Source organism: Conexibacter sp. JCM 18997 (assembly GCF_055391915.1).
Window position 1 is genome coordinate 1,858,920 of sequence record NZ_AP043885.1, and the last position, 14,230, is coordinate 1,873,149.

11 protein-coding genes are annotated in these 14,230 nt (G+C 72.9%); 8 read left to right on the forward strand and 3 right to left on the reverse strand.

The window, feature by feature from the left end; translation table 11 throughout:
• Positions 1–36: 36 nt before the first annotated feature.
• Both ACZ5UI_RS09650 and ACZ5UI_RS09655 read right to left on the reverse strand, forming a co-directional pair.
• The gene (locus ACZ5UI_RS09650) at positions 37–828 is read right to left on the reverse strand and encodes an ABC transporter permease (RefSeq protein WP_464196659.1); all 792 of its coding nucleotides are present in this window, start codon (positions 826–828) and stop codon (positions 37–39) included.
• Positions 825–1,631 (reverse strand): ABC transporter ATP-binding protein, encoded by an 807-nt coding sequence (locus ACZ5UI_RS09655; protein ID WP_464196661.1) that lies wholly within the window; start codon positions 1,629–1,631, stop codon positions 825–827. Before ACZ5UI_RS09655 ends, ACZ5UI_RS09650 begins: the two co-directional genes overlap by 4 nt.
• An 85-nt stretch (positions 1,632–1,716) precedes the next feature.
• Here ACZ5UI_RS09655 and ACZ5UI_RS09660 point away from each other — a divergent pair, with 85 nt between their 5' ends.
• The 7 genes from ACZ5UI_RS09660 (at position 1,717) to ACZ5UI_RS09690 (ending at position 10,741) form a co-directional block, all read left to right on the forward strand.
• Positions 1,717–1,998 carry a UxaA family hydrolase gene (locus ACZ5UI_RS09660; RefSeq protein ID WP_464196663.1) on the forward strand — a complete coding sequence of 94 codons (282 nt, stop codon included), beginning with the start codon at positions 1,717–1,719 and terminating at the stop codon, positions 1,996–1,998.
• Positions 1,992–3,155 carry a UxaA family hydrolase gene (locus ACZ5UI_RS09665; RefSeq protein ID WP_464196665.1) on the forward strand — a complete coding sequence of 388 codons (1,164 nt, stop codon included), beginning with the start codon at positions 1,992–1,994 and terminating at the stop codon, positions 3,153–3,155. The genes ACZ5UI_RS09660 and ACZ5UI_RS09665 overlap by 7 nt, the downstream gene beginning before the upstream one ends.
• Before the next feature lie 152 nt (positions 3,156–3,307).
• Positions 3,308–4,822 (forward strand): FAD-dependent monooxygenase, encoded by a 1,515-nt coding sequence (locus tag ACZ5UI_RS09670; protein ID WP_464196667.1) that lies wholly within the window; start codon positions 3,308–3,310, stop codon positions 4,820–4,822.
• 44 nt (positions 4,823–4,866) lie between these two features.
• A complete protein-coding gene (locus tag ACZ5UI_RS09675) occupies positions 4,867–5,592 on the forward strand; it encodes a helix-turn-helix domain-containing protein (RefSeq protein ID WP_464196669.1) in 726 nt (241 codons plus the stop codon).
• Between the two features lie 43 nt (positions 5,593–5,635).
• Positions 5,636–6,415 (forward strand): intradiol ring-cleavage dioxygenase, encoded by a 780-nt coding sequence (locus ACZ5UI_RS09680; protein WP_464196671.1) that lies wholly within the window; start codon positions 5,636–5,638, stop codon positions 6,413–6,415.
• A gap of 56 nt (positions 6,416–6,471) precedes the next feature.
• Positions 6,472–9,294, forward strand: coding sequence for a helix-turn-helix transcriptional regulator (locus tag ACZ5UI_RS09685; RefSeq protein WP_464196673.1), 2,823 nt, complete (start codon positions 6,472–6,474; stop codon positions 9,292–9,294).
• Positions 9,295–9,373: 79 nt separating this feature from the next.
• Positions 9,374–10,741, forward strand: a complete 1,368-nt coding sequence (locus tag ACZ5UI_RS09690; RefSeq protein WP_464196675.1) for an NAD-dependent succinate-semialdehyde dehydrogenase — start codon at positions 9,374–9,376, stop codon at positions 10,739–10,741.
• Positions 10,742–10,765: 24 nt separating this feature from the next.
• Here ACZ5UI_RS09690 and ACZ5UI_RS09695 read toward each other — a convergent pair whose 3' ends face one another.
• Positions 10,766–12,304 (reverse strand): virginiamycin B lyase family protein, encoded by a 1,539-nt coding sequence (locus ACZ5UI_RS09695; protein WP_464196677.1) that lies wholly within the window; start codon positions 12,302–12,304, stop codon positions 10,766–10,768.
• Between the two features lie 152 nt (positions 12,305–12,456).
• Here ACZ5UI_RS09695 and ACZ5UI_RS09700 point away from each other — a divergent pair, with 152 nt between their 5' ends.
• On the forward strand, positions 12,457–14,226 hold the full coding sequence (locus ACZ5UI_RS09700) for an MOSC domain-containing protein (RefSeq protein ID WP_464196679.1): 1,770 nt from the start codon (positions 12,457–12,459) through the stop codon (positions 14,224–14,226).
• The last annotated feature ends 4 nt before the right edge of the window (positions 14,227–14,230 follow it).

Consider the following 14,230-nt stretch of genomic DNA (forward strand, 5'->3'; position numbering starts at 1 on the left):
TCTGTGGGGTTGAGCGATCTCTCCATCAGGACTCGCTCACGCGTCGACCGTCTGGTTGCGCCAGGGCGCGACACGGACCTCCAGCCACCGCAGCAGCTGGACGAGCGTCAGCGAGATGACCACGAGCAGGAACAGGGCCGCGTAGAGCGTCGGCGACTCGAACGTCTCGCCGGCGCGCTGGATCACGTAGCCCAGTCCGTTGTTGCCGCCGAAGATCTCGGCGATGACCATGCCCACGAGTCCGCGCGTCAGGCCCTGGTTCAGCCCGGAGACGACGAACGGCAACGTGAACGGGAAGACGACCTTCACGTACAGCGACAGCCGGGAGGCGCCGAACACGCGCCCGGCCCGCAGCAGCGACGGGTCCACGGTCTTCGGACCCGCCATGCAGTTGATGATGATCGGGAACAGCGCCGACAAGAAGATCAGCACCAGCTCGGCCATCTGCGAGAAGCCGAAGATCAGGATCAGCAGCGGTGTGATGGCCACGCGGGGCAGCGAGGCCATCGCCCACACGTACGGGCTGAGCAGCGAGTAGACGGCGTCGCTGGTGCCCATCAGCAGCCCGACAGGGATGCCCACGACCGCGGCGGCGATCATGCCGATCGCGAAGCAGCGCAGCGACCACAGCAGAGCCGCGCCCAACGTGCCGTCGGAGAAGCCGTCGATCAGCGCGTGGTACGTGGCCGACGGGGCCGGGAAGAACAGCGGGTTGATCCACTCCTGCTCGGCGACGATCTCCCAGATCCCCAGGAAGATGGCGACGTTGAGGACGACGAGCCCGATCCGCGCCCAGCGGTTCTCGGGCATCCGGAACCGCCGCCTCATACGCGCAGCTCCTTGGCACCGAGCGCCTCGCCCTTGAGCAGGTCCCAGACGTGCTCGCGCAGCGGCGTGTAGTCGGGGTGCGCCTTGACGTCGTAGTCGAAGCGCGGCCGGGGCAGGTTCACGTCGAGGATCTCGCGCACGGTGCCCGGGCGGTGGGAGATCAGCACCAGCCGATCGGCCAGCGCGAGCGCCTCGTCGATCGAGTGCGTGATGAGGATCGTCGTGTGGCCGGTGGCGGCGATGATGCGCTCCAGCTCGCCCTGCATCGCCTCGCGGGTCATCGCGTCCACCGCGCCCAACGGCTCGTCGGCCAGCAGGATCTGCGGGCGCCCGACGAGCGCGCGGGCGATGCCCACGCGCTGGCGCATGCCGCCGGACAGCTCGTACGGATAGGAGCGCTCGAAGCCCTGCAGCGAGACGAGCTCGAGCGCCTCCGCCACGCGCGCGGCAACCGCGTCGCGGGTTAGCCCGTGACGCTGGAACTCCAGGCCGAAGCGGATGTTGGCCTCGACCGTGCGCCAGGGCATGAGCGCGTAGTCCTGGAAGACCATCGCGCGGTCGGGCCCGGGTCCGGTGACCTCCTTCCCGGCCACGCGCACGCTGCCCGCGGCCGGCCGTACCAGCCCGGCCACGACGTTGAGGAACGTCGTCTTGCCGCATCCGGACGGCCCGACGATCGCCACGAACTCGCCGGCGTCGATGTCGAGGTCGACGCCGGCCAGCGCCGTCAACGGCTCGTCGCCGCGCTGGCGGCGGTAGCTGACCGTGACGTCACGGGCTTGGATGAGCGGTGCGTTGTCCATAATGTCGACCTAGTCAGTATGGTATACCACAGGTCATACTGGTAGGCCAGAAGCAACACAACGACAACAGACCGAGAGGAGGCCCGTGGCGCACAAGTTCCTGATCCACCGCTCCGGCGACCACGTCGGCGTGGCCACCGAGCCGATCACCGCCGGCGAGACCGTCATCGGCGTGGTGATGGCCGACGACTCGACCGTCGAGATCACCGCCCTCGGCGACGTTCCGCTCGGCCACAAGCTGGCCATCGAGGACGTCCCGCCCGGCGGCACCGTCCTCAAGTACGGCATCCCGATCGGGCTCAGCGACGACGGCCTGGCCGTCGGCGACTACGTCCACACCCACAACCTGCGGAGCGCCCGATGGTGAGCCCCGAAGACCTGTTCGGCTACCGGCGCGCCAACGGCGCGGTCGGCGTGCGCAACCACGTCGTGATCCTGCCGGTCGACGACATCTCCAACGCCGCCTGCGAGGCGGTGGCCAACCAGATCAAGGGCACGCTCGCCCTCCCCCACGCCTACGGCCGACTGCAGTACGGGCGCGATCTGGACCTGCACTTCCGGACGATGATCGGCACGGGCGCCAACCCCAACGTGGCCGCCACGGTGGTGATCGGCATCGAGGAGAACTGGACGAAGAAGATCGCCGACGGCATCGCGCAGACGGGCAAGCCCGTGGCCTGGTTCGCCATCGAGGGCTTCGGCGACCTGGAGACCGTGCGCCGCGCGTCCTGGGCGGCCGCCGAGTTCCTGCAGGATGCGTCCGAGCTGCGGCGCGAGCCGATCGCCCTCGAGGAGGTCATGGTCTCGCTCAAGTGCGGCGAGTCGGACACCACGACCGGCCTGGCCTCGTGTCCGACGGTCGGCGCGTTCGTCGACCACCACGTGGGCCTGGGCGGTACCGTCCTGTTCGGGGAGACCTCCGAGCTGACCGGCGGCGAGCACCTGATCGCCGACCGCATGGCCACACCAGCGCTGCGCGAGGCGTTCCTGGAGATGTACGGCCGCTACGTCGGCTTCATCGAGTCCCAGGGCGTCGACCTGCTCGGCTCACAGCCGACGCAGGGCAACATCGCCGGCGGCCTGACCACGATCGAGGAGAAGGCGCTCGGCAACATCGAGAAGACCGGCAGCGTGCCGGTCGTCGGGGTGCTCGACAAGGCCGAGCGCCCGGACGGGACCCCGGGCCTGCACTTCATGGACTCCTCGTCGGCCGCCGCCGAGCACATCACGCTGATGGCCGCGGGCGGTGCCGCGCTGCACCTGTTCCCCACCGGCCAGGGCAACATCATCGGCAACCCGATCGAGCCGGTCATCAAGATCTCGGGCAACCCGAACACGGTGGCCACGATGGCGGAGCACATCGACGTCGACGTGACCGGGCTATTGCGCCGCGACCTCACGCTGGCCGGCGCCCACGAGCTCCTGCTCGACAACATCCGCCGCACGATCAACGGCCGCCTGACCGCCGCCGAGGTGCTGGGCCACCGCGAGTTCGTGATGACCCGGCTCTACGAGAGCGCCTGAATCACCTAGACGCCGCCAGGGGGCCTTCGCCTCCCGGCGTGGCCCACTCTCTCCACACCCAATGTATACCGGATCGAGCGCCCTCATGAGGTCTTGACGGGTCCCCCATAATCGCCCGCCGCAGGTTGCAATCCACCAGGCGGAGGCGCGTTATGGCCCAGCAGTTCTCGCATGCAGTGACGATCGTCGGAGGCGGCCCGGCGGGGATGATGCTGGCCGCGGAACTGGCGCTGGCCGGCGTCGACGTCGCGGTCGTCGAGCGGCGTCCCGACCACGTGCTGGTGGGCTCGCGGGCCGGCGGCTTCCACGCGCGCACGATCGAGATCCTCGACCAGCGCGGCGTCGTGGACCGGTTCCTGGCCGAGGGCCAGGTGGCGCAGGCCGCGATGTTCGGCACGACCGTGCTCGACATGAGCGACTTCCCCACGCGGCATCCGTACGCGCTCGGGATCTGGCAGAACAAGATCGAGCGGATCATGGCCGCCTGGATCGCGGAGCTGCCGGTGGCGATCTACTACGGGCGCGAGGTGACCGCCTTCGCGCAGGACGCGTCCGGTGTCATCGTCGACCTGGCCGACGGCGACACGCTGCGCACGCGCTACCTGGTCGGGTGCGACGGCGGGCGCAGCCTGATCCGCAAGGCGGCCGGCATCGACTTCCCCGGCTGGGACGCGACGCGCAGCAACCTGATCGCCGAGGTCGAGCTGACCGAGGATCCGCCGGCGGGGATCCGCCACGACGCGACCGGCGTCCACGGGCTGAACCTGCTGGAGGACGGACGGACGGTGCGGGTGATCCTGACCGAGCAGCAGCTCGGGCCCGCCACCGAGCCGACGTTGGACGATCTGAGCGCGGCGCTGATCGCCGTCTACGGCACCGACTTCGGCGTCCACACGCCAACGTGGATCTCGCGGTTCACCGATGCCACCCGTCAGGCCGCCGCCTACCGGGCCGGCCGCGTGTTCCTGGCCGGCGACGCCGCCCACATCCACTACCCGGCCGGCGGGCAGGGCCTGAGCCTCGGGCTGCAGGACGCGGTGAACCTGGGCTGGAAGCTCGCACAGGTGGTCCACGGGACCGCGCCGGACCGCCTCCTGGACACCTACCAGGACGAACGGCATCCGGTCGCCACCCGCGCGCTGCAGCACACGATGGCCCAGGCGTCGCTCCAGCGCCGCGACGACCGGATGAAGGCGCTGGTCGACGTGGTCTCGGAGATCTCGCTCATGGACGAGCCGCGCAAGCTGATCGCCGGGCTCATCTCCGGGCTGGACATCCACTACGACCTGGGCGACGGGCATCCGCTGCTCGGGCGCCGCATGCCCGATCTCGACCTGGTCGGCGCGGACGGCCCGCTGCGCGTCTACGCCCTGCTGCACCGCGCGCGACCGGTGCTGCTCAACCTCGGCGCGCCCGGCGCGCTGGAGCTGTCGGAGTGGTCCGATCGCGTGCAGCTGGTCGAGGCCAGCTACGACGGCGCCTGGGACCTGCCGGTGCTCGGGCCGGTCAGCGCGCCCGCCGCCGTGCTGGTCCGACCCGACGGCTACGTCGCCTGGGTCGGGGACGGCACCGACGCGGGGCTCGTCGACGCGCTCACCACCTGGTTCGGCCCGGCGTGTCCGGCGACGGACCCCGAAAGCATCCGCGCAGCAGGTTCTGTGCGCTAAGCCTTTGAAGGGGTACCCCGCTCACTCGAAGGAGACGGGACTTGATGAACCGCATAGACCTCCTGCAAGCCGATCCTGACCTCGCCGACGCGCTGTCGCCCGCCGAGCGGCTGGCGGCAGGGCGGCCGCTCGTCGTTGTGCAGGTCGACCTCGAACCCGGTCGCTGGCGCACCCGCGCACCGGCGTGCGACAGCGACGGCCTCGGCGTGCTGCTGACGCGCGGGGTCATCCTGCGCACGACGATCGTCGAGGGGCGCACCACGGGCCAGCTGTTCGGACCACGCGACGTGCTGCGGCCCTGGGCCGATGGCGAGCTGACGACGCCGAGCGCGATGCAGACGCGCTGGACCGTCCTGACCCCGGCCAGCGTCGTCCCGCTCGACCGCCGCTTCGTCTCGCTCGCCGGCCGGTGGCCGTCGCTGCTGATCGAGCTGTGCAAGCGCAAGGACCTGTTGGCCAACCGCGCCGCGCTCCAGGTCTCGATCGCCCGGATGCCGCGCATCGACGACCGGTTGCTGATGACCTTCTGGCGCATCGCGCAGCGCCTGGGCCGCGTGACCCCGGCGGGCGTGCTCGTCCCCCTCCCCCTCACCCACGAGACGATCGCCTCGCTCGTCGCCGCCTCGCGCCCGGCCGTCTCCACGGCGCTGGGCGAGCTCGCCCGTCAGGGCGACCTGTGGCGATCGGAGCACGGCTGGCTCCTCAGCCACGCGGCGATGGAGCAGGTCTCCACACCGGACGTCCCCAGGCCGCGCGTGCGCGTGGCCTGAGCGGTCCCAGCCTCCTCCCAGGAAGGGATGTGATCCTGCCGTCATGGGACACGACCATCACGACCACGGCGAGGGCCTGCACGAGGATCTCGTCAAGCTCGCCACGCGCCGCGACGCGCTGCGGATCTTCGGCACGGGCGGCGCGGCCGCGATCCTGACCACGCTGGGCGCCTCGCGCGCGCTGGCGGCGACGCCGACCGCCGCGGTGCCCACCGAGACCGCCGGCCCGTACCCGGGCGACGGCTCCAACGGCCCCGACGTCCTGGACGACTCGGGCATCGTCCGCCACGACATCCGCCGCAGCTTCGGCAGCAGCCGCACGCTGGCCAAGGGCGTGCCGCTGCGGGTCAACCTGACCGTCACCGACGCCGCCAAGGGCTACGCGCCGATGGCCGGCGCGGCCGTCTACATCTGGCACTGCGACCGCGAGGGCCGGTACTCGATGTACTCCGCCGGCGCCGAGGACGAGAACTACCTGCGCGGCATCGCCAAGACCGACGGCGACGGCACGGCGTGGTTCGACACGATCTTCCCCGCCGCCTACTCCGGCCGCTGGCCGCACATCCACTTCGAGGTCTACGCCTCGGTGACCAAGGCCGTCTCCAACGGCCCGATCGTCAAGACGTCGCAGCTCGCGCTGCCCGAGGCGGTCTGCAAGAAGGTCTACGCGACCAGCGGCTACACCGGCAGCCTGCGCAACCTCGCGCAGACCTCGCTGTCCACCGACAACGTGTTCAGCGACGACAAGGCGATCCACCAGCTGGCCACGATGACCGGCAGCGTGGCCAAGGGCTACGTGGCCAACCTCACCGTCGGCGTCTGAGGCGGCGACCCGGGAGCGCGGCGCGGCGTCGAGCCGCGCTTTAGGCTGCAGGGTGCATGGCCGAGCTGATCGAGCGCGACCGGGAGCTCGCCGTGCTGACGGAGGCGATCGCCAGCGTGCGCGATGGCGCCGGAGCCGCCCTGCTGGTGGAGGGCGAGGCGGGCATCGGCAAGACCTCGCTGCTGTCCGCCGGGCGGGCGCTGGCCCGCAGCGCCGGGGTCCGCGTGCTGAGCGCCCCGGCGACGACGATGGAGACGGGCGTCGCCTTCGGCCTGATCCGCCATCTGCTCGGCCCCACGCTCGTGGACGCCGGCGACGAGCGGCGGGCCCGCCTGCTGACCGGTGCCGGCGCGCTGGCCGAGCCGGCGCTGATCGACAGCAACCCGACCCACGCCTCCCCGATGGAGTCGGGGTTCGCCGCCGTGCACGGCGTCGTCTGGGTGGTCACGGCGCTGACCGAGGAGCACGGGCCGCTCCTGCTCGTCGCCGACGACGTGCAGTGGGCCGACGCGCCGTCGCTGCGAGCGCTCGGCGCGCTCGCCGCCCACGCCCCGGACCTGCCGCTGCTCGTCCTGACCGCCGCCCGGCCGCTGTCGGAGTGGTCCTATCCCGACGCGGGCGCCGAGGTGCGGGCGCGCACCCGCCGGCTGCGGCCCCGTCGCCTCACCGCGGCGGGCATCGATCGGGTCCTGACCGAGCGGCTGGGCTGCCCGGCGCAGGCCCGGTTCGTCGCGTCGACCTACGAGACCACGGGCGGAACGCCCTTCCTGGTCACCGCGCTGGCCACGGCGCTGGAGCGTGAGGGGATCCTGCCGCTGGACGAGGCGGCCGACCGGGTCGTCGCGCTGGGCGCGCCCGAGCTCGAGCCCCGAATCAGCGCGCGGCTGCGCGAGCTGCCCGGCGCGGCCGAGCCCGTGGCCCGCGCGCTGGCCGTCCTGGGCGACGGCCGCCCGGCCTCCGAGGCCCACGCGCTGGTCGCCGACGCGCTCAGCCCCGACGACGTGCAGGCCGGCGGATCAGCGCTGGAGGCCGCCGGGATCGTCGAGGGCTGGCCGGTCCCGGTGTTCACCCATCCGCTCGTGCGCGCGGCGGTGCTGGACGGGCTGCCCGTGGCCGACCGCGTGGCGCTGCACCGCGTCGCCGCCTCGACGGCGATCCAGGCCGGCGAGCTGGAACGGGCCGCCGCCCACCTGCAGCACATCTCCGGCGTCGGCGACCCGGGCGCGGTCGACGCGCTGCTGGGCGCCGCGGCCGCCGCGACCCGTCGGGGATCGCCCGAGGTGGCGGTCGTCCATCTGCGCCGGGCGCTGGCCGAGCCGCCGGCGGCCGAGCGCCGCGCCGAGGTGCTGTTCGCGCTCGGGCTGGCCGAGATGGCGGTCGGCCAACCGGACGCCGCCGGCCGGCTCCAGGCGGCCGCGCAGGTCGCCGCCTGGCCCGACATGCGCCTGCTGGCCGGGACGCTCAGCGGGCACGCGCTGACCTTCACGGGCCGTTGGTCGGAGGGGTTCCAGACGCTCGAGGCCGCGGTCGCCGCCGCACCCGACGCGAACCCGGCCGCGCTGGCGCTCGCGCGCCTGGAGACCGCGGCCGCGATGCTCTGCTGCACCTCGCGCACGCGCGAGGCCGTGGCCGTGCTCGCCGACATCGAGGCGGCGCCGTCCGGCGCCGACGGGGTTCCGGCGCCGCTCACGCTCGGCGTGCTCGCGTTGCGCGACGCGATGCTCGGCGCGCCCCGGGAGGGCGTCCTGGCCCGCGCCACCGCTGCGTCGCCGGCCGGCGCCCCGCTGGCTCCGCTGCTCACGCCCGCCCAAGCGGTGCCGCTGGCCGCGATGGTCTTCGCCGACGCGTTCGCCGAGGTCGAGGAGACCGCCAGCGCGGTGATCGCCGGCGCCCGCGCCCGGGGCGACATCCTGACGGTCTGCATGGTGTCGGCCTGGCACGCCCTGTCGCGCTGGCGCCGGGGCGCGCTGCACGAGGCCGAGGAGGCGCTCCTGGCCATCGACGAGGCGCCGGGCCGGCCCGCGGCGATCCCGGCGATGCTGGCCGAGACGGTTCACGGGCTGATCGCCATCGAGCGCGACGACGACGCCACCGCCGCGGCGCGCCTGGACGCACCGCTGGAGCACGACCTCGAGATGGCCGACACCCCGTTCTGCGACGCGTTCCTGACCGCCCGCGGCATCTCGCTGACCGTCCGCGGTCGCCCCGCCGAGGCCCTGACGGTGTTGATGGAGGCCGGCGCGCGCGTGACCTCGGCGGGATCGGTGAGCGTCGCCGCCACGCAATGGCGGACCTACGCGGCGTTCGCCGCCCACGCCGCCGGCGAGCACGCGCTGGCGCTCGAGCTCGCGACCCGTGAGGTGGCGCAGGCGCGCGCGTTCGGCAGCCCGCGCGCCGTGGCGCAGGCCCTGTGGGCCCAGGCCCGTGCGACGACCGACGACAGCGCGGCGCAGGCACTGCTGCGCGAGGGCATCGGCCTGCTGGACGGCACGCCGGCCGCCTCGCGCCAGGCACCGCTCCTGCTGGACCTCGGCCTGCGGATGAGCGTCGCGGGCGACAACCTGCATGCCCGCGACACCCTGCGCGAGGCGCTCGACGTGGCCTGGCGCAACGGGGCGATCCGGGTGGCCAAGGACGCCCGCGTCGCGCTCGTCGCCGCCGGCGCCCGTCCGCGCCGCCCCGAGCGCACGGGCGCCGAGGCCCTCACCCCGGCCGAGGCGCGCACCGCCCGCATGGCCGCGGCGGGTGCCACGAACCGGGACATCGCGCAGGCGCTCTTCGTGACCGAGAAGACGGTCGAGACGCACCTGACCGCCAGCTACCGCAAGCTGGCCATCCCGGGACGCAGCGGGCTGGCCACCGTGCTGGCCGACGGGTAGTCGTCGACGCCACCGGGCAACCGGTCATCTGTGATGCTTGGACGCAAGACGCCCCAGACGAGCGAAACGGGAGAGCACCTTGGCTGACTACGCAGTCGTCGACCCGGCCACCGGCGAGACGATCAAGACCTATCCGACGATCAGCGACGGCGACCTCGACGGGGCGATCGGGCGGGCCTATGCGGCCCATGAGCCGTGGGGCCGCGACACGTCCGTGCAGGACCGGGCCGCGCTGGTCCGGCGCGTCGGCGAGCTGCACGTCGAGCGCCGCCAGGAGCTGGCCGAGATCATCGTCCGCGAGATGGGCAAGCCGATCGAGCAAGCGCTCGGCGAGGTCGACTTCAGCGCGGCGATCTACGAGTACTACGCCGACAACGCGGTGTCGCTGCTGGCCGACGAGCCGATCGACCTGCTCGACGGCGACGGCTCGGCCTTCGTGCGGCGCACGTCGGTCGGCGTGCTGCTGGGGATCATGCCCTGGAACTACCCCTACTACCAGGTGGCCCGCTTCGCCGGCCCGAACCTGGTCATCGGCAACACGATCCTGCTGAAGCACGCGCCGCAGTGCCCGGAGTCGGCCGAGGCGATGGAGCAGATCTTCCACGACGCCGGCGTGCTGGCCGACGCCTACATCAACATCCGCGCGACGAACGACCAGATCGCCGAGGTGATCGCCGACCGCCGCGTCCAGGGCGTCTCGCTGACCGGATCGGGCCGCGCCGGCGCAGCGGTCGCGGAGATCGCCGGGCGCAACCTGAAGAAGGTCGTGCTCGAGCTGGGCGGGTCGGACCCGTTCATCGTGCTGGGCACCGACGACATGGACGCGGTCGTCGAGGCCGCCGTCGGCGGGCGCCTGGAGAACACCGGCCAGGCCTGCAACGCGGCCAAGCGCTTCATCGTCGTCGACGAGTTGTACGAGCCGTTCCTGGAGAAGTTCACCGCCGCGCTCACCGAGACCCAGCCCGGCGACCCGCGCTCGGCGGACACGACCATCGGCCCGCTGTCCTCGACCGCGGCGGCCGATCGCCTGGACGACCAGGTCAAGCGCGCGGCCGCGCAGGGCGCCACGGTCGTGGCCGGCGGCGGGCGCGAGGGCAACTTCTTCCAGACCACGGTCCTGACCGACATCGCGCCGGACAACGACGCCTACCGCGAGGAGTTCTTCGGACCGGTGGCGTCGGTCTACAAGGTCGGCTCCGAGGCGGAGGCGATCACGCTGGCCAACGACACCGAGTACGGCCTGGGCTCCTACGTGTTCACCAACGACCCCGACCAGGCGCTGCGCGTGGCCGACCGCATCGAGGCCGGCATGGTCTTCGTCAACGTCGTGGGCGCGGACGGCGTCGAGCTCCCGTTCGGCGGCGTCAAGCGCTCGGGCTTCGGCCGCGAGCTCGGCCGCTTCGGCGCCGACGAGTTCGTCAACAAGAAGCTCATCCGCGTCGGCTGACGTCGCCGCCGCGGGCGTCCCCGGTCAGCCGAAGCGAACGGCCGGGCCGGGGTCGCCCGCGTACAGCGGCGTGCCCGGCTTGGGCGTCTGGCTGGTGATTCGGCGGTGGCCGCGGCGGGCGCGTTTCCCGTCGACGCGCAGCCGCCCGGCGCAGCGGTCGCCGGCCAGCGCGCGCCGGGCCTGCGCAAGGGTGTAGCCGGTGAGCGTCGGCACGCGGGGGCAGACGGGCACGCGCTGGTCGGCGGGGGCGGCGGCGATGGCCGTGATCGCGGTGGTGAAGGTGAAGCGGCCGCCCGGCCCGGTGGCGCTGGCCCCGGCCTTCGACAGCACGCGGACGTCCACATCGCCCGCCGGCGCCAGCGGCGCGCGGGCGGTGATCTGGCGGTCGCTGTCGACGCTGAAGCCCAACGCGGGCGTGTCGCCGAACAGCACGCCGGTCGCGCAGTGCAGCCCGCTGCCGCTGATCGTCACCGCGCTGCCACCCAGACCGGAGGCGGGAGCGATCGAGCGGACGACCGCGGGCGCGGCGCACGGGTCACCGCCGGCCCCGACGGGCGGTGCTGGCGGCGGCGGGTCCGTCGCGGTGATCCGGCCGATGCGGTTGCCGACCCGCTCGGTGAACCACACCTGGCCGTCCGGTCCCGCCGTGATCCCGTAGGGCGCGCTGCCGGGTGACAGGCCGGCCGAGAACTCCGTCACGGTGCCGGTCGGCGTGATCCGCCCGATCCGGTTTCCGTCGAACTCGGTGAACCACAGGTTGCCGTCGGCCGCCGCGGTGATGGCCAGCGGGGTGCTGCCCGGCGTGATGCCGGCGGTGAACTCGGTCACGGTGCCGGTCGGGGTGATCCGCCCGATCGCGTCGTTGCCACGCTGGGCGAACCACAGGTTGCCGTCGGGGCCCACCGTGATCCCGTACGGGCGGCTGCCCGGCGTCACGGGGAACTGCGTGACGACGCCGGCCGGGGTGATCCGTCCGATCCGGCTGGTCCCGGCGCTCGGCTCGGTGAACCACAGGTTGCCGTCCGGTCCGGCCACGATGTCGTAGACCCGGCCGGTGATGCCAGCGCTGTTGCTCGTCACGGCGCCGAGCGGCGTCATCTGTGAGATCCGGGTGTAGTCCCAGTTGGTGAACCACAGGTTCCCGTCGGACCCCTCCGCCAGCATGTACGGATCGGCCGCCCCGAACATTCCGTCGGTGGCGTCGAAGGCCGTCTGCACGCCGGCCGTGGTGATCCGGCTGACGGTTCCGTTGTCGGTGACGAACCACAGGTTCCCGTCCGTCGCCGCGATGATCCCGCGCACGCCGAAGCCGGCGGCGATCGAGAACTCCGTGACGTCACCGGTCGGCGTCATCCGCCCGATCCGGTTCCCGCCGAGCTCGGTGAACCACAGGTTCCCGTCCGGCCCGGTCACGACGTCGTAGGGCTCGCTGCCGCCGCTGATGCCCGCCGAGAACTCCGTCACGGTGCCGATCGGGTCTGCGGTCGCGCCCGTTGGGGCCGCGATGGCGATCGCCAGGGCGCAGCCGAGCGCGGCCACGAGACGACAGGATGAGACGAGCACGGACGGCCACCTTGAAGTAGGACTGGCCCGAGCACGCCTCACCCGGTATGCGTCGATCTTCGCACACTTCGCCGGCAAAAATGACATTCCGTGATTAAGCGGAGCTCGCGCCTCTGGCGCCGGCGCCGCCCAGCGGTGACAATGGCGCGGCCGTGGCCGCCCAGCAACCGTCGCCCGCCGGAACCCTGCTGTCGGTGAACGTCGGCCTGCCCAGGGACGTCGCGTGGGAGGGCCGGACGGTGTTCACGGGGGTGTTCAAGGAGCCGGTGGCCGGCCCCCGCCGCGTACGGCGGCTGAACATCGACGGCGACGGCCAGGGGGATCTGGGCGGACACGGCGGGGAGCAGCGCGCGGTGTTCGTCTACCAGATGGGCTCCTACCGCTACTGGGAGCGCGAGCTCGGGCGCGACGACCTCACCCCGGGCCAGTTCGGCGAGAACCTCACCGTCGAGGGCCTGGCCGACGACGAGGTGTGCATCGGCGACCGCTACGCGATCGGCGGCGCGATCTTCGAGGTCACCCAGCCCCGCGTGACCTGTTACCGCGTCGGCCTCCGCCTGAACGACCCGCGGATTCCCGCGCTGCTGGTCTCCCACCACCGGCCCGGGTTCTACTTCCGCGTCCTCCAGGAGGGCGACGTGCAGGCGGGCGACGCCATCCACAAGCTGTCGCCGGGGCCGGAGGCGATGACGGTGGCCGACATCGACGGCCTGCTCTACCTCCCCGGGCATCCGCGCGCGCAGCTGGAGCGTGCGCTGCGCATCCCCGCGCTCAGCCCCGGCTGGCAGGGCTCGTTCAGCGCGCTCCTGGACGAGCGCGCGACCGGCAACGCCGGCCTGGCCTCCTCCAGCCCGCCGCCCGCTTGGGCGGGCTTCCGGCGGCTCACGGTCACCGCGATCACGCCCGAGAGCGATTCGGCGATCTCGATCGGCCTGGCCGACCCGTCCGGCGCGGCGCTGCCGGCGGCCCGACCGGGTCAGTACCTGACGGTGCGGGTCCAGCCCGATCCCCAGGCCCGCGCGGTGCTGCGCAACTACTCGCTCTCGGGTCGGCCGGGAGCGCCCGGGTACCGCATCAGCGTCAAGCGCGAACCCGACGGCGTGGCCAGCGGATACCTGTGCAGCCGCCTGGTGGTCGGCGACGAGCTCGACATCGCCGCGCCCCGGGGCACGTTCATCCTCGACGACGCACCGGCGCCGGTTCTGCTGATCAGCGCCGGGATCGGCGCGACCCCGGTGCTGGCCATGCTCCAGACGCTGGCCAGTCAGCACGCCGACCGCCGGATCTGGTGGCTGCACGGCGCCCGCAACGGTCGCGAGCACCCGTTCGCCGCCGAGGCCCGCGCGCTCCTCGGCTCACTCCCCAGCGCCCGCTCGTGCGTCTGCTTCAGCCGCCCGGGGCCGGACGACGTCGAAGGCCGCGACTTCGACCGCCCGGGGCGCCTGGACGCGTCCGCGCTGGCCGACCTGCAGCTGCCGCTCGACGCCCAGGCCTACATCTGCGGGCCGAGCGCCTTCATGGACGACATCAGCGCCGGGCTGGCCGCGCTCGGCCTCGGCGCGTCGCACATCCACACCGAGCCGTTCGGGCCGGCGGCCGGCCAGACGCCGGGCATCGCCGCGACGCCGACCCGACCACCCCACCCGCCCGCCGGCCCGCCCGGCAACGGCCCGAGCGTCTCCTTCGCCCGCAGCGACCTGACGATTCCCTGGACCAGCGACTACGGCACGCTGCTCGATCTGGCCGAGGCCTGCGACGTGCCCGTGCGCTGGTCCTGTCGCACGGGCGTCTGCCAGACCTGCGAGACGACGGTCATCGCGGGCCAGGTGGACTACCAACCGGACCCGGTCGAGCGTCCCGCCGACGGGAGCGCGTTCATCTGCTGCTCGCGCCCCCACGACGACCTCGTGCTCGATCTGTGACCGG

Bases quoted from the DNA above. Each gene is read 5' to 3' on its own strand.
- ACZ5UI_RS09650 (WP_464196659.1), bottom strand. From the start codon at position 828: ATGAGGCGGCGGTTCCGGATGCCCGAGAACCGCTGGGCGCGGATCGGG.
- ACZ5UI_RS09655 (WP_464196661.1), bottom strand. From the start codon at position 1,631: ATGGACAACGCACCGCTCATCCAAGCCCGTGACGTCACGGTCAGCTAC.
- ACZ5UI_RS09665 (WP_464196665.1), top strand. From the start codon at position 1,992: ATGGTGAGCCCCGAAGACCTGTTCGGCTACCGGCGCGCCAACGGCGCG.
- ACZ5UI_RS09670 (WP_464196667.1), top strand. From the start codon at position 3,308: ATGGCCCAGCAGTTCTCGCATGCAGTGACGATCGTCGGAGGCGGCCCG.
- ACZ5UI_RS09675 (WP_464196669.1), top strand. From the start codon at position 4,867: ATGAACCGCATAGACCTCCTGCAAGCCGATCCTGACCTCGCCGACGCG.
- ACZ5UI_RS09680 (WP_464196671.1), top strand. From the start codon at position 5,636: ATGGGACACGACCATCACGACCACGGCGAGGGCCTGCACGAGGATCTC.
- ACZ5UI_RS09685 (WP_464196673.1), top strand. From the start codon at position 6,472: ATGGCCGAGCTGATCGAGCGCGACCGGGAGCTCGCCGTGCTGACGGAG.